The organism is Pasteuria penetrans (assembly GCF_900538055.1).
Taxonomy (GTDB): Bacteria; Bacillota; Bacilli; order Thermoactinomycetales; family Thermoactinomycetaceae; genus Pasteuria; species Pasteuria penetrans.
On the sequence record NZ_UZAC03000001.1, the window covers coordinates 327,819 to 351,034 of the forward strand.

The window sequence follows — 23,216 nt, forward strand, 5'->3', positions numbered from 1 at the left end:
CCCACTTTCCATTTTTATTCGAACCCCAGGAAACAATTGTGAACCTTTTTAACAGCACCAGCACCAGAGATATTCAATTATGATTGTGATACGCAGGGGAGGGGTGTGTTACGGTCCCATGGCGATGTCAAAGATGGCCTACTTTGGGCTATCCTTGGTGCTTTAACGCTATTGTCGCTTTGTTGTCTTACCTATGATTGGTCCATATCAAACTTTCTATAATGGTTCCTCTGCTTCTTTTCTGATCTCTTTCTGACTCATCCAGGCTAAAAGATTGTCGTTTTAGTTTTGGTTCACTATCCCTATTGACAAAATACCAGCAATTATGTATACCTTCCCCGCACGGGTGTGGTTCCCCACCATACTTGTTGCGGTGGGTTCAAAAGATATGGAAATAAAACGGAAATGATTACCATATTGATATTATTTGCGGTATTTGTTGTTGCCCCAGTGCTTAGTTCCCATACCGCATATCGGAAAAGTCCTCTGTTCCGGTTGTTGTTGGGGTTGTTACTGTTGCGTGGATCTTTACATTCGTTGTCTCCGATAACAGCGAAGATAACAGCAGAACTGTACCTTATAACCAACAGAGTGGATGCTGATACTGGTTGGGTAACCATCCCTGTAAAGGGGGGCAGTGTTGATTCGCTGATTCGCCCCCCAGTTTTAGGCCCATCCATGGGATTTGGGTATTTCAGCATTTGTCCTGCGGCGGTACGGAGGTGGGATCAGTCCCTATTTTTTACATTAAAAACCCTTGCATTATGGAAATACCACATTATAGTCTATATTCTTGGCTCTATGATGATCCAGAGGGCAGCATCCCGTTGGGGATGTGAATTTCTGAACAGGGCTTTTGGAGGAGGATTTCCCCCCATTTGAGGTGCTTCTCCCATGGACTACTATATAAAATAAATTTACTATATTAAAATATAAAACGTATATTTTGGTTTTCTAGCTCTTCCCCCCCTTTTTTACCTATGTCACTATAGTACTTGACCCATCCTAATTCATTAAAAATGGTAATTAATTTCCATTTTCTTTTTGTTTATCTTTCTGTTATACTGTTCCGTAAAAATTGTGAAACGGCCTATGCAGTTGGCATAAGGATATGCGAGGATTATAAAGAAGTGGCCCCGAAAACGGTAAAAGTATTGCGAAAGGGCCTGCGAGATATCACCATCCACCTCGGACACGACCTTACCCATCAGAAGTCGAATCGGAGTACCAACATCCTGGAGAATTTAAACGGTAATTTAAAACGCATTACGAACAAAGCCCGCTGCTATCCTGATGACAGGGCTGCTTATCGAATATCCACCCTCTTCTGTCTCCGTGATCACCAAAAATGGCAGGAAACAACGGACCAGAGGATAGCATGAATCATAGGGATTGGGAAGAAAGCAGAAATAGTATGGAATCATGTGTTTTTTGCGATTTAGATTGAAAATTTGGTAAAGTAAGAATCTCCTTTTTCCCAATCCCTATAAGATTCATAATAAGAATGGACGAGAAGAGGTTGGAAGACAGGAACGAATTTTCTATCTATACAAATTAATAAGACAATTATGCTTAAAAAATACAAGAAAAGGTCACCCAAGGAGGCAAAAAAGTGGGACTAAAAATCCCCTCCGAAAAATGCACACACCCGTCCGGATGCTGCCTATCTTTATCCCTGGGCGACCCAATCATTGAAGTATATAGTCGTCTCCCCATTCCCTTTCCCCCCGAAACTATGGAAATACCTACCTTCTCAATCCCTTACCTTAGACCACAATCGGTTCCGTTCCCGTTCAGCTCCCAGTTTCTGATCCACCACGGTCGACTATTTCGACATTTGCCCTATGAGTGACACGAAGTAAAATCAATTCCCATTTTTCGTATCATAATTCCCACATTCGTAATCCGTAACTCGTCCCTCCGATCCTATGACAACAACCTCCTAGCTTTCCTTCTCCATCCTAATTCTCCAATCGGGGCTATAGGACCCTGGCAGTGCGCGGGTAAATCAAAACCACTAGTTGGAGCAAATCCATTTTGGGAATACTGTCGAGTAGGACTGGCATCCCAGCCAACCCTCTCACAGAACCACACGCTGATCTCCACGACCCCCACCCGACAGGCCTCCCCGCCTTTTCCTTTGACCACTCCTTACACCAGCAGCGCAAGGTGGTTTAGAATCTTTGCCCCTACCAGCCCAATTCTGAAAAGAAACAAGACCCCAATCGGGGTCCTCCCTCATCGTCCATACCACTTTGCAAAGCGTACGATCCGACTCCGTTCACAACCGCAGCTTCGGTATAGTCTTAGCCCTTTCACCTGGCTAAGTCTAGGTGTCCATGCAACAGCCTCTCGTGATTCCAAACGACAATTTTTTAGCTCGGGTGAGTCAGGAGAGGGGATCAGAAGAGAATCAATTTGATATTAACAATTTCACAGATAAGACCACAAAGTGAAAACAACGTTAAAACACCGAGAATAACCCAAAGTAAGCAATTTTTGGTACCACTACGGGACTGTAACACTCTCTTCCCCTGCGTATTATTATAATAATAAAATATTTCTAGATAATTGCAGGGAGGTGAGAAAATTAAATGCCTGAAAAAACCAGAAGTAGAACGAATGCTGAGGAAGGGCCTAAAGAAAGCACGACGCTGACCTAAGAGAAGATGAGCCCAGGAAGGTAAGACATGGTAAAGCGAAAAACAAGAAAAAAAACTACCGGCGCGAAATATCATATCCGAATGAAGGGAAGAGCTTGAACCAGCGCCAAAATGGGAAACGAAATGAAGCAAATGTAGGGGTAACAAATACTCTAATAGACACATAATGATCCGTCTATTGACAAAACCCACATGAATGCCTTGCACCCTAAACCAATGTTCTTCTTGCCAAATTCTCCCTCGTAAAGCCGCCATCCATCCTACTGTGCCTAATGTCAACAACCATACGGAGGGAAAGGTCCATAGGAATACACATGTCATAATCAAAAACCATACCCCTCCTCCCCATGAAACCAGGTACCAAGCCCCCCTCCTCCATAAACTATGTTGTACTATAGCACGCCGATAATTTTTCCGGTTTGCGGACCACTGAATCATCTGTCTAGCAGCTACCTGGGCCCGGGAAAGGAATTCATTATTTTTTTCTTTTTTTATTTCCTTTTTTAACAAAAAAATAACCATAATAGAAAAACATATATAACCAATGGAACCTATCATCAATGGCATTCCATACTTTGGCAACGCCTGTACCCCTTCTACCATGTAGAGTGACACAGAGAAGAAGAGTAAAAAATGAAAGAGAAAGCTAATCCAACCCCAACGCACCACAACGAATCGTATAGGGTAACAAAGATCTGTATCCTTGGGCGGCGACCCAATCATTGAAGTATACAGCCATTTCTCCATTTCCTTCCCCCCGAAACCATAGAAATACCTGCTCCTAAATTCCTTAGACCAAAATTGGTTTCATTCCCATTCAATTCCCAGTTTCTGATCCACCACGGTCGACTATTTCGACATTTGCCCTATGAGTGACACGAAGTAAAATCAATTCCCATTTTTCGTATCATAATTCCCACATTCGTAATCCGTAACTCGTCCCTCCGATCCTATAACAACAACCTCCTAGCTTTCCTTCTCCATCCTAATTCTCCAATCGGGGCTATAGGACCCTGGCAGTGCGCAGGTAAATCAAAACCACTAGTTGGAGCAAATCCATTTTGGGAATACTGTCGAGTAGGACTGGCATCCCAGCCAACCCTCTCACAGAACCACACGCTGATCTCCACGACCCCCACCCGACAGGCCTCCCCGCCTTTTCCTTTGACCACTCCTTACACCAGCAGCGCAAGGTGGTTTAGAATCTTTGCCCCTACCAGCCCAATTCTGAAAAGAAACAAGACCCCAATCGGGGTCCTCCCTCATCGTCCATACCACTTTGCAAAGCGTACGATCCGACTCCGTTCACAACCGCAGCTTCGGTATAGTCTTAGCCCTTTCACCTGGCTAAGTCTAGGTGTCCATGCAACAGCCTCTCGTGATTCCAAACGACAATTTTTTAGCTCGGGTGAGTCAGGAGAGGGGATCAGAAGAGAATCAATTTGATATTAACAATTTCACAGATAAGACCACAAAGTGAAAACAACGTTAAAACACCGAGAATAACCCAAAGTAAGCAATTTTTGGTACCACTACGGGACTGTAACACTCTCTTCCTCTGTGTATTATTATAATAATCAAATATTTCTAGATAATTGCAGGGAGGTGAGAAAATTAAATGCCTGAAAAAACCAGAAGTAGAACGAATGCTAAGGAAGGGCCTAAAGAAAGCACGGCGCTGGCCTAAGAGGAGATGAGCCCAGGAAGGTAAAACAGGGTAAAGCGAAAAACAAGAAAAAGAACTACCGGCGCGAAATATCATATCCGAATGAAGAGAAGGGTTTGAACCAGCGCCAAAATGAGAAACGAAATGAAGCAAATGTAGGAATAACAAATACCCTAATAGACACATAATGATCCGTCTATTGACAAAACCCACATGAATGCCTTGCACCCTCAACCAGTGTTCTTCTTGCCAAATTCTCCCTCGTAAAGCCGCCATCCATCCTACTGTGCCTAGTGTCACCAACCATACGGAAGGAAAGGTCCATAGGGATACACATGTCATAACCAAAAACCATACCCCTCCTCCCCATGAAACCAAGTACCAAGCCCCCCTTCTCCATAAACTATGTTGTACTATAGCACGCCGATAATTTTTACGGTTTGTGGACCACTGAATCATCTGTCTAGCAGCTACCTGGGCCCGGGAAAGGAATTCATTATTTTTTTCTTTTTTTATTTCCTTTTTTAACAAAAAAATAACCATAATAGAAAAACATATATAACCAATGGAACCTATCATCAATGGCATTACATACCTTGGCAACGCCTGTACCCCTTCTACCATGTAGAGTGACACAGGGAAGGAGAGTAAAAAATGAAAGAGAAAGCTAATCCAACCCCAACGCGCCACAACGAATCGTATAGGGTAACAAAGATCTGTATCCTTGGGTGGCGGCCCAATCATTGAAGTATACGGCCATTTCTCCATTCCCTTCCCCCCCGAAACTATAGAAATACCTGCTCCTAAATTCCTTAGACCAAAATTGGTTTCATTCCCATTCAATTCCCAGTTTCTATACCACTGCGGTCAACTATTTCGACATTTGCTCTTAAGTAAATCACAACACTAGGAAGGAAATCCATTTAGGAATATCGAACTCATAATTTAGGAATATCGAACTCATAATAGTGATGAAACCCCCGTAATGGGGGTGTAGCAAGGGATTTGAATTACCCGGCTTGATCCAGCCAACGCACAATCCAAATTGCGGAGAATCATTGTAAGATGAACCAAACATTAGATCGAAACTCGAACAGATACGGCAAAAAGGGGTACTGCCGCAACATCAGACTAGCACCCGAATATAGTTCCATGAGCTGGATTGGCATTTCAGCCAACCCAGCTCGACAATTGTTATTTACGGATATCATTCACGAACAAAATCGATCACAAATATAAGTGCTACCTATACCAGTAAGTGTCGCTGCACCCGCACCAACTACATGACCAAAGGGCTTCGTCACGGGATGGATCTGAGAGACCAACAAGCCAATCACGTAACCACCTGCACCCGTGACACCGCCGCAGGCAAGATCACAAACACCCAAGCGCTTAAACCGTCCCCCACTAATCTCACTAGAGTATTTGTACAAATCGTCAGTACCCCCTTTCACCAACTGGAACAAAGAGGGTATCCATGCCTATGGCTGTATATACTGTCGTGCTCAGATCCCTTTCGAAATATTGTATAGCATCGTTGTAATAGGGTTGCAGCCACTGCGAAAGCGTTTCCGGGGGCGTCTGAAGGTTGAACCTTTCCTTCAGGAGTTTGCTACTATTTCGCAAGGAAAAGCCTGGAAGATAAAGACAATAAATGAAATCTTTGAGGGTATTCTTTGCACTCTGATAACGTGGTAACGAGTACGGTGAAAATTCCCATCTTGTCCTAGGAACCTCTAGATCTAGTTCCCCAAACAGTGTGCTATATCCGCGATGATAGACCCCATTCCCCTCATCCTGGGGATATTTCAGACAATGGAGGGTTTGATCTACACGCATGCGTAAGTTACATAGGTCCTCGACAACGGGTTTCCAAGTCTTTGGGTCGGTTAGAGGGTCTATCTCTGGGATCCATGCGTTTTTCAACAATCCAATCAGCGCCCGCACCAAAATACTACCACCGTCGTGATGGAACATAAGGCTAGTAACGTCATTCAGGAGAAGGGAATCCTTCGTTTTTTCCTTGTGATTCGATGGACAACACAATAATAGCAGTTTCTCAATCAGATGCCTAGATTCCTCCCACTCCTTGGGACCCCATGAGGTAATTCCCTCCTTGAGATCATCGAAAAAACGTTGAGCACGTAAGAATCGATCCCGAGTTTTTGGATCGTGCAATTGATGATATCCATCCCCTTCGGATCGTGCATTCCCCGGACCTTTATCTTTTCCGTCACGCAAAGTTATGGATGGAGAATCCTCGATCAGTGGGTTGGGTTCCGTTTCTTGGGGGGCAGGGGACGGATTCGTACTATGTAATTTCCCAATCTCACCGGCTACCGCAGACCATTTTGTGTCCTTATTCCCTGCTGCCATTGCCGTTGCCTTGTTGGCTAGGGCCAGCTTCTCGTTTGCCATTGTCATTGTCTCGTTGGCTAGGGCCAGCTTCTCGTTTGCCATTGCCATTATGGGCCTATCGGTTAGAATCAGTTTCTCATCTATTAAGACATTATGGCTATGACAGAAGGGACACGTACTTTTCAGTGTTTTTCCACAATACGGGGAGTCAATGGACCGGTCGCCTATCTTCATCGAATTTCTAGCTATCCATGACTCTTCTTTTTGGATATTGATTTTTCCTGATAATGTTGTATTATGGGTATGGATGCTCATGTTTTCCCTTCTCTGAGTTTATTGTTTGTTGGTGATCAATATTCTACCAGAGGTAGGGGGCATGAGTCATCCCCTTTTTACATAATAACGCTTCATTCTTTTTCACTGCAGATCGTGCGATCGTGCCCTATTTGTTGATCAGATCGCTTTGTCCATGGTAATGGAACCTTGTTCCATCTTATCCGTAATGTTGACAACATTACGGATTTTTTGTTGTTTTGTACGTACCATAAACAGGATGGATCTTACTACAACACAATGTTCGTCTTCCGCGCAAGGACCTAGTAAAAATTTTATAAAAATTCATATGAAATAAGATAAATACCCCTGGGATACAAAAACAGGAACAGTGTCATAACAAAATGTTATTATGTTACTCAATTGCTTTACGAAAAGGTGAGACTAGATTCATAGATAGGGCATTCCCCACAAGAAATTGCACGATCCCAGAGGAATGTACACACCCGTTCGGATACTTTCCCCCCCAAAAAAGCACACGAAAAACACCCCAGAATCCCCCTCACGGAATCGGAAATATTATAAAAAACAAAAATCCCTTATATAATGACAAATGAATATATATCATATAAAAAAATAATTATTTTCATATATAAAATAAAAATAATATTGCAATGCAATCGTTTGTACTCCGATACTTTTGGGATCCACCAAGAATACTACATCATGATGGTGCAAAGCAGAACCGTCCCCAAAATTCATATTTACATATTATTTTTAAAAAATGTTTAGTGGTTGGGATCGTTACTGGTAGCCCTACTATATATTGACACCAACACTATCAATAGATTAAGAACTAGAGATAAGAATATAAACACACCCCTAGGACCACGATGCAAGAGGTCCCTACCCTATTTCAAACATCGTCCCATCACTACCACCCAGCGCCCCCCTCCACGACAACAACCTTCGACAATCCCCGCAAATCATTTCTGAAATCGTTTTCTCGGGAAGGGTGGCATCAATTACGCAGAAACGATCAGCGCTTTGTTCAGCCAGTTCATGATAGCCGCGTCGTACCCGGTGATAAAAGGCATCCTCACGACATTCCATAGGATCCAATTGCTGACCCCGTTGCTGCAATCGATGACGAGATTCCTCCACCGTTAGGTCGAGAAGATACGTTCGATGGGGAACCCAACCATCAGAAGCCCATGTAAGCCACTTCATCCCTAATGCTGGATCCTTTCCCTCCCCATAAAATTGATAAGCTATGTTGGAGTCAAGATAACGATCGGAAACCACCACGTGACCCGCCAGAAGATTGGGTACAATGACTTTGTCCACCAATTGGGCACGTGCCGACGCATACAATAAAACCTGCGTCTTCCAGGAAAGATCCCCTTCCCCTTCCTTCATAAGAAGGTTCCTAACTTGATCACCAACCAGAGTACCCCCGGGATCCTTGGTTATCGTGTACGCACAGCCCTGCTGACTTAGCCAGTTTTTCAGATGACAAGCCTGTGTTGTCTTTCCCGCCCCTTCCAACCCCTCCAGGGTAATAAAAAAACCTATAGGGCGATCACCTCTACGTGTCCCCAAGAACATCCCCCCGCTATTTTTGAATCCAACTGCTACATCCTATCACAAACGTCGTCTCGAAATTCCCTTGCCACAACAACACAGACATTGCCACTACACGACAACCTGGATAGAAACAGACGATCCCCTGCCCCCGTTCCGGATCCCGCGCACCTGCCCCCCATATGCCAACCAATCGAACATCTGCTGCACCACTACAGGGGTGATCCGCTCCCCGGGCAGTAAGACGGGGATACCAGGGGGATAGGGAACAACGAAATCCGCGGCAACACACCCAACCGACGCAGCAAGGGACCGCCACGCCATGGACCGCTGACGCAATTCCGACCATGCCAAAGCCAACGGTACAACAGGAGTGTTTCCCCCGGGATGCACAAAGAAACCCCCCTCCACAGTACCCCCTGTATCGTCCTTGATGGGCAGGGATTCCAATACATTCCATAGAACCGCACTCTCCGTGGAACTAAAAGCCAGTGAAGAAATGAGTAGAACATATTGTGATGTAGCCTTTTCCGCATAGCAACCCCTCTCCTGTAAAACCCGTAGAAGGGAAAAACCATCCCTACCCTCCTGCCTTAGGAGAATCTTATAGGGATCTCGCAAACCAGGGAATTCAAACTCCCCAAACCGAGACGAAGCAGCCAAACGAGAGCGGAAAACCCCCAGCTCACGCAAAGAAGCTGTCAATACGGCCTGTCCATGTTCTTCCATATAGCGGCGTGCTACATCTAGAGAGGCTAACAATAAGTAAGAGGGACTACTAGAAACGACCCAACGGAGGGAACGTTGAAATACTGGCACTCTATCCAGCATAGAAGGGGCCAAATGCAACATGGAGGACATAGTCAACGACGGCAACATCTTGTGTGTAGATTGCACCACAACATCGGCACCACACTGTATAGCCCAAGTGGGCAAATCAGGATGGAATCCAAAATGGGCACCATGCGCCTCATCCACAACAAGAAGTACCCGATGAAGCCTGCATAATTTCGCTAGGGATTCGATAGGCTCTACCATACCGTCATACGATGGCGAGGTAACCACTACAACCTTGATGTTTGTATACGTACGAAGGGCAGCCTCCACTTGATCCACGGATAAGGGCAATTCGCAACCTGTAGATGGATCCAAAGACACGGATAAGGGATAAGGAGTTGCCTGGGCAAGCCAACACCCATGATAAACGGACTGATGGGAATTCCTCTGCACCAACACCCCATCCCCGGGTTGACAAAGAGATAGCAAGGTTGCCAAATTCCCTGACGTTGAACCGCCTACTAAGAAAAATGTATGGGCAGCGGCGAAGGCACACGCTGCCAAGGCTTGGGCCTCTGCAATGACACCCGTCGGATTGTGTAGGTCATCAAGCTGTCCTACCTCCGTTAGATCAAACGGCAGGAGTGCGGAAAAATGGACATAGGAAACCCGATCCCAGACGGAACCCTGCTTATGGCCGGGGACATGATAGGAACCCTGTGCCCGACGCACATGCTGCAATAACTCATTCCATAGGGGTGCTACCATAGGATCCTCCTACATCCCTTCTCTACTGTCTATTGTTTCCTCTCTCCCTCAGGGTTACCCCCATCATGGAACGTGCTAGGGGTCGCAAACGATGGGAAAAGTACCGGTAACGATCCCCCCCTTCTCCCTCCTCCACCTGTATCCTAACCATATCATTTTCACAATGATGACAAAGATAATGAGTTTGGATACGCAAGCCAGACCAACAGATTTGATTGCAAATGATGCAACAAGGTAGATCTCCAAGATGGGCTTCCCCACAATCATGCAATAGATACCCCCCTCCTTTCCGATTTCACCCACACGGGAATCCAAAGACAAAAATATCCCCTACAGAATGTTATTATTATAAAACATAAAAAAGCCCCCCGGCGCTTGGAATGAAGCAACCAAGAGAGCAAAATCTTCCATAAACCAATCCCACCTATGTTCTATGTAAAAAATGCTTGGCAACGTCCTACTCTCCCAGGGGTCTGCACCCCAAGTACCATCGGCGCTGGAGGGCTTAACGACTGTGTTCGGAATGGGAACAGGTGGTTCCCCTCCGCCATCGTCACCAAGCTCGCACCCTACCATCCTACATTATGGATTTTCAACGTAGCGTAAAAACCATTTCCCATCAACTAGGTCAAACCCTCGACTGATTCGTATCCGTCTGCTCCACACCTCGCGATGCTTCCACACCGGACCGATCGACCTCGTATTCTACAAGGTGTCTTACCCGCTTTTCTGCGGCGGGAGGCCTCATCTTAGGGCGGGCTTCGCGCTTAGATGCCTTCAGCGCTTCTCCCTTTATGCTTAGCTATTCTGCTGTGCCCCTGGCGGAGCAACAGATACACCAGCGGCATACCCATCCCGGTCCTCTCGTACTAGGGACAGACCCCTTCAAGCCTCCTACGCCCGCGGCAGATAGGGACCGAACTGTCTCACGACGTTCTGAACCCAGCTCGCGTATCGCTTTAATGGGCGAACAGCCCAACCCTTGGGACCTCCTTCAGCCCCAGGATGCGATGAGCCGACATCGAGGTGCCAAACTCCCCCGCCGATGTGGACTCTCGGGGGGAATTAGCCTGTTATCCCCGGGGTAACTTTTATCCGTTGCGCGATGGCCCGCCCACGCGGTACCACCGGATCACTAAGTCCGACTTTCGTCCCTGCTCGACATGTACGTCTCGCAGTCAGGCTCCCTTCTGCCTTTGCACTCTCACGCACGATTTCCAACCGCGCCGAGGGAACCTTCGAACGCCTCCGTTACCTTTTGGGAGGCGACCGCCCCAGTCAAACTGCCCACCAGGCACATTCCTGTGTCCCGTCACGGAACATCAGTGAGAACCAGCGACGCACAAGGGTGGTATCCCACCGTTGTCTCCATCCAGGCTGGCGCCCAGACTTCACAGACTCCCACCTATCCTGTACATGTACGCCACCGGCTCGATACCAAGCTGCAGTAAAGATCCACGGGGTCTTTCCGTCTAGCCGCGGGTCGTCTGCATCTTCACAGACATTGCAATTTCACCGAGTCGCTCGTTGAGACACCGCCCAGATCGTTACGCCATTCGTGCGGGTCGGAATTTACCCGACAAGGAATTTCGCTACCTTAGGACCGTTACGGTTACGGCCGCCGTTTACTGGGGCTTCGGTTCAAGGCGTCAACCTTTCCCCTTAACCTTCCAGCACCGGGCAGGCGTCAGCCCCTATACTTCGCCTTTCGGCTTTGCAGAGACCTGTGTTTTTGGTAAACAGTCGCCTGGGCCTCTTCACTGCGGCTCCCCTCCCCTGTGAGGGGGACGGGAGCACCCCTTCTCCCGAAGTTACGGGGCTAAGTTGCCGAGTTCCTTAACGAGCGTTATCTCGTTCACCTGTGGATTCTCTCCTCGCCCACCTGTGTCGGTTTACGGTACGGGCGCCCACACACTCCTAGAGGCTTTTCTTGGCAGTACGACAATGCGCCCTCCTAGGGAACCTCCCCCTAGTTGGGATCACGGCTCACATCCAACGTGCGAGCGGATTTCCCTACCCGCACTAGCTCGCCGATTCCACACTCTATCTCCAACAGAATGCGACACAATCCCACCTGCGTCCCCTCTTCGTACAAACGCGTGTGGCCGGTACAGGAATATTATACACCTGTTATCCATCGCCTACGCTTTACGCCTCGGCTTAGGCCCCGACTAACCCTGGGTGGCTAAACCTTCCCCAGGAACCCTTAGGCTTTCGGTGGAAGGGATTTTGAACCCCTCTTTTGCTACTCATGCCAGCATTCTCACTCCTGTGCACTCCACGAAACCTTCCGGTTCCGATTCTCTGCACACAGGACGCTCCCCTACCATAGTACCCATGGCACTATCCATAGCTTCGGTGGATCGCTTAGCCCCGCTACATTTTCGGCGCAGGCCCACTCGACCAGTGAGCTATTACGCACTCCTTCCATGGTGGCTGCTTCTAAGCCAACATCCTGGCTGTCTTTGCGGACCTACTTCCTTTCCCACTTAGCGATCACTTTGGGACCTTAGCTGATGGTCCGGGCTGTTTCCCTCTCGACCATGAACCTTAGAGCACATGGTCTCACTCCATAACTTTCTGCCTAGGCATTCGCAGTTTAGTTGCACTCGGTAACCCGCGAGGGCCCCTTGCACATCCAGAGCCCTACCTCCTAGCCAGCTATCGTTACAGGCTGACCCTAAAGCCATTTCGGGGAGAACCAGCTATCACCGGGTTCGATAGGCTTTTCACCCCTACCCACACCTCATCCCAGGGTTTTGCAACACCCTTGGGTTCGGACCTCCATGGCGTCTTACCGCCACTTCATCCTGGACATGGGTAGCTCACCCGGCTTCGGGTCGTAAACGACGTACTCGCGCCCTGGTAGACTCGCTTTCGCTTCGGCTCCAGTCCCCATAAGACCTTAACCTCGCACGTCACTTACACTCGCCGGCTCTTTCTTCAAAAAGCACGCCGTCACTCGCGGGTATCACAACCCCAAGCTCCGACCGACTGTCAGGCACACGGTTTCAGGTACTCTTTCACTCCCCGTTCCGGGGTGCTTTTCACCTTTCCCTCACGGTACTCTTCACTATCGGTAGCCAAGTGTATTTAGCCTTGGAAGGTGGTCCTCCCAGATTCCGACGGGGTTCCTCGTGTCCCGCCGTACTCAGGATCGTACCCCAGCATTTCCTATTCCGTTTCGGCTACCGGGCTCTCACCGTCTTTGGCAGACCATCCCAGATCACTTCGCCTACAGAATTCCAAACGCCTCATAGATACGTCCTACAACCCCGGACGGCAAAGCCGCCGGTTTGGGCTACTTCCCTTTCGATCGCCTCTACTCAGGAAATCACTTTTTGTTTTCTCTTCTTCAGGGTACTGAGATGTTTCACTTCCCCTGATTACCCTCCGCGGGCCTACTCACTTCGGCCTGCGGATACCTGTGCTCCACACAGGCGGGTTTCCCCATTCGGAAATCCACGGATCCCAGCTTGCCTGCAGCTCCCCGTGGCATATCGGCGCTTGCCCCGTCCTTCATCGGCACTTGGCTCCTAGGCCTCCACCGTGCGCCCTTCTCTGTTTGACCCAACCAAACGGGAACAGATCTACGCTCTCTCAATCCATAATGTAGTTGGCAAGGTACGAAAAGGGAGGGAAGAAAACCGATTTCGGCCTGCTTCGCTCCCTCACAACCGAAGAGTGTAATGGCTATCTATGCATAAGAGTGCTCTAATGAAACTCCAGAAAGGAGGTGATCCATCCCCACCTTCCGGTAGGGATACCTTGTTACGACTTCACCCCAGTCGCGAGCCCCACCTTCGGCGGCTGGGTCCTGGCGAACCAGGTTCCCTCACCGACTTCGGGTGTGACCCACTCCCGTGGTGTGACGGGCGGTGTGTACAAGGCCCGGGAACGTATTCACCGCGGCATGCTGATCCGCGATTACTAGCGATTCCTACTTCACGCAGGCGAGTTGCAGCCTGCGATCCGAACTGAGACCGCTTTTCTGGGATTCGCTCCGTCTCGCGACTTCGCCTCCCTCTGTAACGGCCATTGTAGCACGTGTGTAGCCCAAGACATAAGGGGCATGATGATTTGACGTCATCCCCGCCTTCCTCCGGCTTTCGCCGGCTGTCTCTCCAAAGTGCCCACCCTTACGTGCTGGCAACCGGAGATAAGGGTTGCGCTCGTTGCGGGACTGAACCCAACATCTCACGACACGAGCTGACGACAACCATGCACCACCTGTCACCAATGCTCCCCCCGAAGGGGGCACGGCACTCTTTCGAGGCCTTTCATCGGGATGTCAAGCCTTGGTAAGGTTCTTCGCGTTGCATCGAATTAAACCACATGCTCCACCGCTTGTGCGGGCCCCCGTCAATTCCTTTGAGTTTCAGCCTTGCGACCGTACTCCCCAGGCGGAGTGCTTAATGGGTTTCCTTCGGCACAAAGATGCTGAGCATCCCTACACCTAGCACTCATCGTTTACCGCGTGGACTACCAGGGTATCTAATCCTGTTTGCTCCCCACGCCTTCGCGCCTCAGCGTCAGTAACAGTCCAGGAAGCCGCCTTCGCCACCGGTGTTCCTTCTGATATCTACGCATTCCACCGCTACACCAGAAATTCCGCTTCCCTCTACCGCACTCAAGATGCACCGTTTCGAACGCTTACACGGGTTGAGCCCGTGCCTTTCACGCCCGACCTATACATCCGCCTACACGCCCTTTACGCCCAATCATCCCGGACAACGCTCGCCCCCTACGTATTACCGCGGCTGCTGGCACGTAGTTAGCCGGGGCTTTCTTCACCGGTACCGTCATTTCTTCTTCCCGATGAACAGGGCTTTACAACCCGAAGGCCGTCTTCACCCACGCGGCGTCGCTCCGTCAGGCTTTCGCCCATTGCGGAAAATTCCCTACTGCTGCCTCCCGTAGGAGTCTGGGCCGTGTCTCAGTCCCAGTGTGGCCGTCCGCTCTCCCAAGCCGGCTACGCATCGTCGCCTTGGTGAGCCCTTACCTCACCAACTAGCTAATGCGCCGCGGATCCACCCAAAAGCGACACCCGAAGGTACCTTTCCCCTCCGAACCATGCGATCCAGAGAGCGTATCCGGTATTGACCCCCGTTTCCAGGGGTAATCCCCGACTTCTGGACAGGTTATCCACGTGTTACTCACCCGTCCGCCGCTCGCTCCCCAAGGGGAGCGCGCTCGACTTGCATGTAGTAGGCACGCCGCCAGCGTTCGTCCTGAGCCAGGATCAAACTCGTCATGGCGAATAGAACACAAACATCTACCACGCAAGGCCAAGGCCTCACGCTACTGCACTCTGCATAAATGCCACCACTCTTCGGTTGTCAAGGAGCGAAAAAACAAGGAAACGACCAACAACTTGCCTCCATATCTCAGGGGTCACAACCCCGCAGATACTCGAGGATACAACCACTCCAACAACGGCCAACCTGACCCCCTCGGCGGAACGACTTCCCAGCCGATCAATTCCGAAGGACAGAAAACATCGTATCACACTGCCACCGCACTCGTCAATACCCTATTTTCGAAAAACTCGCTGGCCCCTCAGGAATCAACCACGGCCGCCAGCAACAGATCTTATTCTAACATCGTCACAACGACATCGTCAATACCCTATTTTCAAAAAAATTCGTCCTAGAAAAGTAGGATTTAGAAACCATCATCCCCCATCATCCGCTACCCTCTTAACAAAATACTCCTTCTCAAAGTCACGCCACAATGATCCCCTCAAACCACCACACACCAACGAATTGCCACAAGATAAATCAAACCGGGAATGCCCATCCCCCCCGCAACCATGGCCGTAAAGGGATTGATGGGTAACGAAAAAGAAAAAAATTGCCCTACGCCATTCAGTGCAAACAATGCCAGGGCACCTACCGTTGAATAAACCACACCATACCACAACCACAATAGTGGTTTCCTTATGGAACGGGCCACGATCATCAACAACAACAACCCCAGAAAAACCCACAGAAGACCACCCATAAAATCCACCTTCATCCCCCATCCTACACAGCTTCCCGGGCCCAATCAACCCTCATTATTCATAGCCCGCAAACAAAATGGACTCCCCCCAGGGATATTCAGAAGAGGACCCACAAAGAACCAAGGGACGATTCACCTCACACACCTGTCCCATCCAACAACCTCCTCCCCTCCAAAGCCCGCGTTAACGTCATTTCATCCGCGTACTCCAAATCACCCCCGGCCGGCAAACCATGCGCTATTCTTGTAACCCTAACGGGTGAAGCAGACAACAATTTTGCAAGGTAGAGCAACGTCGCCTCTCCCTCCACTGTACTGTTGGTCGCCAAGATCACCTCACCCGTCCCTCCCTCCTTCACTCGATCCAACAAAGCAGCAATGGACAAATGCTCAGGCCCTATTCCTTCTATAGGAGATAGGGCCCCGTGCAAAACATGATACAGACCACGATAGGCCTGCGTTCTCTCCATCGCCCAAACATCCCGTACTTCTTGAACCACGCAAATTGTTTTGGAATCCCTAGACTTGTCCAAACAAAGAAAACAGGGATTGCGATCATCCACCAGATGACAACGGTCACAGGTAATCAACCTCCGTTTGGCCTGGACCATTGCCTCTGCCATCCGTACCACCTCTTCCTCCTCCATATCAAGGATGAAAAAGGCCAAACGCTGGGCCGTTTTATTACCTATACCTGGTAACCGATTGAGAAATTCGATCAATTCAGATACCAAAGGGGGGATCCGAAAATCACCCATTCCTCTATCACCCTCCTCAGTGCAAAGAAGGGGTGTATAAGAAACCTACCCCCCCATTGTTACTACATCCTATCCATTCACAAAAAACCTGGGGGTAATGGCATGCCCTGTGTCACACCCTCCATGTCCTTTCTCGCCATTTCATCCGCCATATCAGAGGCCGTATTGAAAGCCGTCACCATTAAATCCTCCAACATACCAGAATCCCCCGCTTTCATCACCTCGGGGGAAATCGTCACACTACGAACCCGCTTGTGACCATCCATACAAAGCTTCACAGCACCCCCACCCGCGGAGGCCTCTACCTCCTTCCCCTTCAAATTTTCCTGAACCCGTTCCATTTCAGACTGCATTTTCTGCAAATTTTTTATCATCTGCTGTTGATTTGGCATACCACCGCGCACAAGAATCCCCCCATGTATCAAAATGCCTACTATACTAAAATGATCCGAGAATGGAGAACCACGTCCACCTACTCTTAAGTTCCCATCTGTAGACGCAAAACTGCACAACCACTATACCATTTTCTCAATCCCACACCCTATACCCCCCTACAACCCACTCCAAAACCCTTACCCCTCCTCGTGCCAAGACACCATCCATGAACCAAAAAGGGAAACCGCTCGTTCCCAGGCTACCTTCACCCGCTCCCCTTGGGTACCCTTGGCCCCCTCCTGGGATGTATCGATGGTCCGTCCCGCCATCCAACCCTTCCAGAGCGAAGACAGAACGGGTTGAAGGCGATATTCCCCCGACAAAAAATCAGAGAGTATTTTTTCCAACCACCGACACGTCTTAGCCCGACTAACCATATTGCAATGGATTTCACTCGCGAATGAAACAACCAAGGTATCAGATGTCACCGCCACGGGAGAACCACTGCTCAACCAGGCATGCAAACGAACGTCTTCCCTCCGCACCCTATCCAAAACTTCCGGCCAACGTCCTTCGATCTCACGTAATCGAGGGGAATCCGCCCCCTCCAACCAATCAACCCGAAGAGTGGGAGAACGATCGGAAAACGAGGGGGAACCGGCCTGGGGAAAAAAGGGCAAAACCCCCTGCTGTCCAACGCTCAACGGCACACGAAACCCCTCCAGCCGTTGAACACGCTCCGTTAAATGATTGCAATGTTCTCGCAATTTTTGAAAGCGCTGCACTAAACTGTCGAAATGCTCCTTTGCCTCCGTTCCCCCCGGGGGAAATCCCCCTTGATTCGAATCTGAAAAGGAAACCCCATCCTTATCCCCCTCCGCAAAGAACGATCCCCTGCAGTTTTCCCCCACCATGGACTGGCAAGTGGACAACAACAAAACCTCTAGGGCAATTTGGGGAAAAGGGGAATTTTTCAACTCCACAAGCGAATGAAGTAATTTTTCAGTTCTCATAAGTATAACATCGACATCAAAAGATGTGCTATCATTGGGTTCCTCACAGAGAGGGCTTTCCTCGACACCCCACACGCCATCAGAACCCAGTCGAGAGGACAGCACCTTTCGGGCGATCCTAAGTAAACCCTCAGCTACACGATAAGATTCGCAACCCTCCCCCCATAGGGAGCGAAGATGTCTCAACACCGAAACCCGATGTGAGGACATCCAGGATTGCCATAAAGGAAGCAAATTCCCCTCAGCCACTCCACCCGTCAATTGACGAACCCAATGCTCCGATAACTCCCTATCCCCACAGGCTAGGACCTGATCCAGCAGACCAACGGCATCCCTCATACTCCCCCCTGCATCCTGTACCAACAACTCCAAGGCACCCTCTTCCACCCGGACCCCCTGTTTCTGACAAATATCCATCAGATAATCCCTCATAAGAATGGAACAAACTGGACGGAAGGAAAATCGTTGACAACGTGACAAAACCGTGGCAGGTAAACGATAGGGCTCCGTCGTGGCCAACAGGAAAAGACTGTGCGAAGGGGGTTCCTCTAGAGTCTTCAATAGGGCATTGAACGCCTCCTGCGTCAACATATGCACCTCATCAATTATGTAAACTTTATACCGAACCTCCGTGGCTGCGTAGCGTACCTTTTCCCGCAAATCGCGCATCTCTTCCACACCACGGTGCGAGGCAGCATCAAATTCCAATACGTCGATGGAATTTCCCTTTGCTATTCGGGAACACGGCGAACAAGTCAAACAAGGCTCCCCACCCACCAATGCCTCGCAATTGACCGCCTTGGCTACAATCCTAGCCATTGTCGTTTTTCCTGTACCATGGGGGCCGGAGAGTAGGTAAGCATGGGCCAACTGATCCGACTGCACCGCTTGCTGTAACACCTGCCTCACATGTTCCTGGCCCACGATATCAGCAAAGCGCTGGGGTCGCAATATACGATAAAGAGCTTGATAGGACAAAATATTTCGCCCTCCTTCCTTCGTCCCCCTAGCACACCACCCATCTATAAAAACACCAAAAAGTCCCTCTCCTTTGAGAAGGCCACACGCCCCCCCAATAGCCAAGGAACTTTCCCCTAGAATTCCGTATTCGAATCAATCCCCACACCCAGAGGGAAAGCTGCGCACCCATCTCCGACGCAGCTGCCAAAACGGATGACGACGTTCCGACTCGGGCAGGGCACCCTGCGGCACATGGGAAAAATCCCCTTAGTGCTGCTTCCTTCCGGACCTGACACGGTTCACGGACCCCCCATTGCACAGGACCCTACCCTCAACATCGCAACAAAGCCCCGGACCTTCACAACTAACGCCTCGGATGGGAATTCGACCCCGCTAGAGCGGCTTGCAGGCTACAGGGCACCGCTACCTCCCCATCTAGCGCAGCCACTTCATTGTATCACAAAAACGAACAAAAAAAAATAGGACCGCAAAACGGAGGGGGTGGGATTCGAACCCACGGTAGCCGCAAAGCTACGGCGGTTTTCAAGACCGCTGCCTTAAACCACTCGACCACCCCTCCACACAGGACGGAAGACCCCCGCCTCAGTCCCTCATTCTACACCCGATCGAACAAGGCTGTCAAATCGAAATTACCCGATCACTCCCCGATCACTCATGGACCACCGGATCCCCTTGATCTACCATCCACTCCTGTTGAAACCTCCGTTTCCCCATCATTACCCAATTTCATAGGCTTCACAAGGATCCTCTTGATCCGAAGTTGATCTACCTCCTGGACAACAAAAACCCAAGCACCCGAACGAATTTCATCACCAACCTCTGGAACCTTCTCCAAACGGGAAAAGAGCCATCCACCAATCGTATCATTATCCGTATCCTCAATCTTCGTTTGAAAGTGATCATTTACTTCCTCGATGAGCAAACGGGCTGCAATTAAGGTACCCTCGCTTCCGATCTGAAAAAGGGGCTTCTCATCATCAAATTCATCCTGAATTTCACCAAAAATCTCCTCGATGATATCCTCCGTGGTCACCAATCCGGAAGTACCACCAAACTCGTCCACCACAATCGCCATCTCCACCCTGTTTTTCTGTAAATTGCGAAGAATATCCTTCAATTCCATGGTCTCTGGAACAACCACGTTGGGCCTCGCCAGATCCATCAACACGGGGGAAGACACCCCACTGGATATACACTCATAAACATGCCGAATGTGAACAATACCCCGTATATCATCCTTATCCCTGCCACAGAGGGGAAAACGGGTGTGGCGGGCGTTCTTAATAATCTCAAAATTATCCTCAAAGGTTTTGTCAACAAACAGGCAAACCATGTTCACACGAGGTACCATCACCTCACGGGCAATACGATCGGCAAACTCAAAAATATTGTCGAACAACATGAGCTCGGCTTGATCAATCACACCACTCTTGTGACTCTGTGCCAACAACATACGAATTTCTTCCTCGGTATGCGCATTGTGTTTGAGATTCTTCAAATCCACCCGAAGGAGACGTAAGACTAAATTGGCTGATTTTTCTAACAAAAAAATAAAGGGACGAAAAAGACGATAAAAAAAGTGTAACGGTCGGGCTACCCAGAGGGTTATTTCTTCCGCCTTATAAATGGCGATGGACTTAGGCGCCATCTCCCCGAAGACGATATGCCCTACGGTAACCAGAAGAAAAGCGAGGGAAACAGCCACCACGTGGGGAAACCAGGCCGGCAATCCAAAGCCCTTGAATAATGAAACCAACAGTTCACCCATCGTATCCTTTGCCGCCCAACCTAATCCCAAGGAAGCAAGGGTAATTCCCACCTGCGTCACGGAGAGATAGGTATCCAGACTACTCAACACGGTCTGTGCCATTTTACCCACGCTACCCGAAGAACTAAGCTGCTTCACCCTGGTGGGCCTTGCCTTGACAATGGCAAATTCCGCCGCAACAAAAAAACCATTGAGTGCAACGAGAAAGACAGCCAAAAGTAACTTTATAATGAGTGCACCAACATTATCCCAATACAGGGGTCCGTCCAATGCGGTATACCCTCCTTATGGATCACCGAATCTATCCAACTTCCTATACCTTAGCATTCTGCATTGTTCCGCGGAATTACAACATAAACTTACAGGATAAGCGGGGGAAAGAACGGAAAAACGCGGAGGTTAAATCCATAGTACTCATAAAACTTTATAATATATTAATGTAAAAACGCGATGGGGGACGCAAGAGGGCAGCACCCAACCAAACCCTCACCACTATTCTCTCTGAATTCCCACAAAAATCACCTGTGCCAAATTTACCATCAAATGCTTCCATTATGCAAATAATCCGTACGCCCCATGTGGATTACCTAGGATCCATGATTTGCTTTGGGGATCTGTAATCCAATAACAACAGGAAAATCTCATTGCGCAAAAATCCCCCAGCCCTTACCGCATTCCTATATCCCCGTGTCCCATAAGATAACCGAAAAACAAACCCCAACCAACCCTCCGATCCCAAACAGGAAACCATCCCACCTCTAACAACATCATTCGCTACTACCTTCACCCATGTCAATTATACCATGATTCGCCCCCATTATAGCTTAGGGTTGCATCTCAAATGTTGGTATCAGTTTCCCAGAAGGCCCTTTTTTGTCTCCCCTATGCTATCGACGATCCGTTCCAGGTTCTATATTCTTTTTATTAATTATTTAAATATACATTAATATAAATAATATATAATGTATCTAAACTATAATCATGTATTCATATGTATTCATTTCCCCCTGTCATCCCCAGCGTATGAAACATTCATTTGGATACCTGTCCCCTTCCCACCGAACCCCAAGAAACCCTGAGGGTTCATAATTTCATAATGGATGAGCCTGTTTTCCCCCGTTGAAAATTGTGTATAGACCCCTTGATTGGGGCTATTCCAAGTTGCCCCCTACCACCCGGTTGAAATCCTTTGCAGGGAAATTTCTACTCTAAATCCGTATTCTTCTACCTATAAATAAGCGTTCTCAATAAGCATTCCCAAGCGTTCTTGCGGGCCGACCCCCTCCTCTGAATTTCCACCCAATCCTTTCCTTACCGTTCTCCCATGAACCCTCAAAAACGCCCTTGAGGGATCCCCGCTTGAGTCACTCCCCAATACTTGTTACCCCCCCCGAGCTAGTGGACCCCCAAATACAGGGTCCTCGAATCAAAGAAGTCACCTCTGGGGAAAATATTTCGTCTTGCAGATTGGCATAAGCTCGTGTACAATCAACGGAACAAATCAGCTAACGTAGAGGAAGAAAAGTAGGTTTCCACCTAATTCATCCTTGGGATCCGGTTGGACTGAGGCCATCCCATGACATTCCGAATCCTAAGTTTGTGCAAAAACCCCCACACTACGATTCCTATCCGCCATAACTTGGGCGATCGCATGACTCAGACAACCGAACATCACGGCGGGAGATCAGGTCGAGAGATCCAAACGTTTTACAGAAGGGATTCGTTGCCATCCAGTATCCTCAACAGTAGAATTTTGCGTCCTGAAGCGCAACAGCAGTCAACGAGCAGAAGAGTACAAATGGGAGGCGTTTTCGCTGTAATATTAAGAATATTAATTCTATAATATGGTTCCATGTGTATTTTGATAATTGATATCTATAATATAAATGCACAAAGATGGGCCTCCTTAGACGGTGTTTTAGAAAGGGATGAAGAAACCCTCCTTCTGTGTAGTTTTAAAATAAAATTAATATTAATTATATATTTAAAAATTTATTTAATAAACAGAATTTTATCATCCCATAAATTTTATCTTTCATGCTACACTATCCATATGATTTCAGTTCCAGAAAATACACACGGAGGACGATTCATGGACAGTTTAGGGAACTTAAAAATTGGTTCTTGTGCAAAATATAAAGCCCCCCGATCCACAATTCATCCATAAATTATCTTAAGCTTTAGATAGTGAAATAATCACATGGTTGGGATGATGACGATTGCCATCAC

General features: G+C 48.6%; 17 protein-coding genes, 1 tRNA gene, 3 rRNA genes, 1 other RNA gene and 1 pseudogene. 2 read left to right on the forward strand and 21 right to left on the reverse strand.

From position 1 onward, the window contains the following. Positions 1–348 precede the first annotated feature (348 nt). Positions 349–882 (forward strand): hypothetical protein, encoded by a 534-nt coding sequence (locus tag PPRES148_RS01355; protein ID WP_149452888.1) that lies wholly within the window; start codon positions 349–351, stop codon positions 880–882. A 113-nt stretch (positions 883–995) separates the two neighbouring features. Further along, on the forward strand, positions 996–1,382 hold the full coding sequence (locus PPRES148_RS01360) for a transposase (protein ID WP_425468232.1): 387 nt from the start codon (positions 996–998) through the stop codon (positions 1,380–1,382). Between the two features lie 698 nt (positions 1,383–2,080). Here the strand turns inward: PPRES148_RS01360 and PPRES148_RS10405 are convergent. The 21 genes and pseudogenes from PPRES148_RS10405 to PPRES148_RS01455 form a co-directional block, all read right to left on the reverse strand. Beyond that, complete coding sequence (locus tag PPRES148_RS10405) at positions 2,081–2,242, reverse strand: hypothetical protein (RefSeq protein WP_223127906.1); 162 nt, start codon at positions 2,240–2,242, stop codon at positions 2,081–2,083. 160 nt (positions 2,243–2,402) lie between these two features. Then, positions 2,403–3,410, reverse strand: a complete 1,008-nt coding sequence (locus tag PPRES148_RS01365) for a hypothetical protein (RefSeq protein WP_149452890.1) — start codon at positions 3,408–3,410, stop codon at positions 2,403–2,405. Positions 3,411–3,767: 357 nt separating this feature from the next. Next, positions 3,768–3,929 (reverse strand): hypothetical protein, encoded by a 162-nt coding sequence (locus PPRES148_RS10410; RefSeq protein ID WP_223127906.1) that lies wholly within the window; start codon positions 3,927–3,929, stop codon positions 3,768–3,770. A gap of 160 nt (positions 3,930–4,089) precedes the next feature. Beyond that, positions 4,090–5,097, reverse strand: a complete 1,008-nt coding sequence (locus PPRES148_RS01370; protein WP_149452891.1) for a hypothetical protein — start codon at positions 5,095–5,097, stop codon at positions 4,090–4,092. A gap of 443 nt (positions 5,098–5,540) precedes the next feature. Further along, positions 5,541–5,762 (reverse strand): hypothetical protein, encoded by a 222-nt coding sequence (locus tag PPRES148_RS01375; protein WP_149452892.1) that lies wholly within the window; start codon positions 5,760–5,762, stop codon positions 5,541–5,543. A 10-nt stretch (positions 5,763–5,772) separates the two neighbouring features. Continuing rightward, positions 5,773–6,438, reverse strand: a pseudogene (locus PPRES148_RS13225) (transposase); the annotation flags it as partial. A 1,428-nt stretch (positions 6,439–7,866) separates the two neighbouring features. After that, positions 7,867–8,562: a dTMP kinase gene (tmk, locus tag PPRES148_RS01385; protein WP_223127907.1), complete on the reverse strand. Its 696-nt coding sequence runs from the start codon at positions 8,560–8,562 to the stop codon at positions 7,867–7,869. Positions 8,563–8,655: 93 nt separating this feature from the next. Beyond that, positions 8,656–10,089 carry an aminotransferase class I/II-fold pyridoxal phosphate-dependent enzyme gene (locus PPRES148_RS01390; protein ID WP_149452895.1) on the reverse strand — a complete coding sequence of 478 codons (1,434 nt, stop codon included), beginning with the start codon at positions 10,087–10,089 and terminating at the stop codon, positions 8,656–8,658. Between the two features lie 22 nt (positions 10,090–10,111). After that, entirely contained in the window at positions 10,112–10,360 is a 249-nt protein-coding gene (locus tag PPRES148_RS01395; protein ID WP_149452896.1) for a sigma factor G inhibitor Gin, read from the reverse strand. A gap of 173 nt (positions 10,361–10,533) precedes the next feature. Beyond that, positions 10,534–10,650 (reverse strand): 5S ribosomal RNA (gene rrf, locus PPRES148_RS01400). Positions 10,651–10,713: 63 nt separating this feature from the next. Next, positions 10,714–13,660, reverse strand: a 23S ribosomal RNA gene (locus PPRES148_RS01405). A gap of 158 nt (positions 13,661–13,818) precedes the next feature. After that, positions 13,819–15,347, reverse strand: a 16S ribosomal RNA gene (locus PPRES148_RS01410). The 16S, 23S and 5S rRNA genes sit together here, the layout of an rRNA operon. A 38-nt stretch (positions 15,348–15,385) precedes the next feature. Beyond that, positions 15,386–15,532, reverse strand: a complete 147-nt coding sequence (locus PPRES148_RS01415) for a hypothetical protein (RefSeq protein ID WP_187820342.1) — start codon at positions 15,530–15,532, stop codon at positions 15,386–15,388. 299 nt (positions 15,533–15,831) lie between these two features. Beyond that, positions 15,832–16,107, reverse strand: coding sequence for a pro-sigmaK processing inhibitor BofA family protein (locus PPRES148_RS01420; RefSeq protein WP_149452898.1), 276 nt, complete (start codon positions 16,105–16,107; stop codon positions 15,832–15,834). A gap of 122 nt (positions 16,108–16,229) precedes the next feature. Continuing rightward, positions 16,230–16,850 carry a recombination mediator RecR gene (gene recR, locus PPRES148_RS01425; RefSeq protein ID WP_149452899.1) on the reverse strand — a complete coding sequence of 207 codons (621 nt, stop codon included), beginning with the start codon at positions 16,848–16,850 and terminating at the stop codon, positions 16,230–16,232. A 77-nt stretch (positions 16,851–16,927) separates the two neighbouring features. Beyond that, complete coding sequence (locus tag PPRES148_RS01430) at positions 16,928–17,254, reverse strand: YbaB/EbfC family nucleoid-associated protein (RefSeq protein WP_246142872.1); 327 nt, start codon at positions 17,252–17,254, stop codon at positions 16,928–16,930. A 168-nt stretch (positions 17,255–17,422) separates the two neighbouring features. Then, positions 17,423–19,321, reverse strand: a complete 1,899-nt coding sequence (gene dnaX / locus PPRES148_RS01435; protein ID WP_187820343.1) for a DNA polymerase III subunit gamma/tau — start codon at positions 19,319–19,321, stop codon at positions 17,423–17,425. A gap of 55 nt (positions 19,322–19,376) precedes the next feature. Continuing rightward, positions 19,377–19,642, reverse strand: an RNA gene (ffs, locus tag PPRES148_RS01440) — signal recognition particle sRNA large type. Between the two features lie 49 nt (positions 19,643–19,691). Continuing rightward, positions 19,692–19,778: transfer RNA gene (locus tag PPRES148_RS01445), tRNA-Ser, on the reverse strand. A gap of 93 nt (positions 19,779–19,871) precedes the next feature. Next, a complete protein-coding gene (locus PPRES148_RS01450; protein ID WP_246142873.1) occupies positions 19,872–21,257 on the reverse strand; it encodes a hemolysin family protein in 1,386 nt (461 codons plus the stop codon). Between the two features lie 313 nt (positions 21,258–21,570). After that, positions 21,571–21,783, reverse strand: coding sequence for a hypothetical protein (locus tag PPRES148_RS01455; protein WP_149452901.1), 213 nt, complete (start codon positions 21,781–21,783; stop codon positions 21,571–21,573). Positions 21,784–23,216: the final 1,433 nt, after the last annotated feature.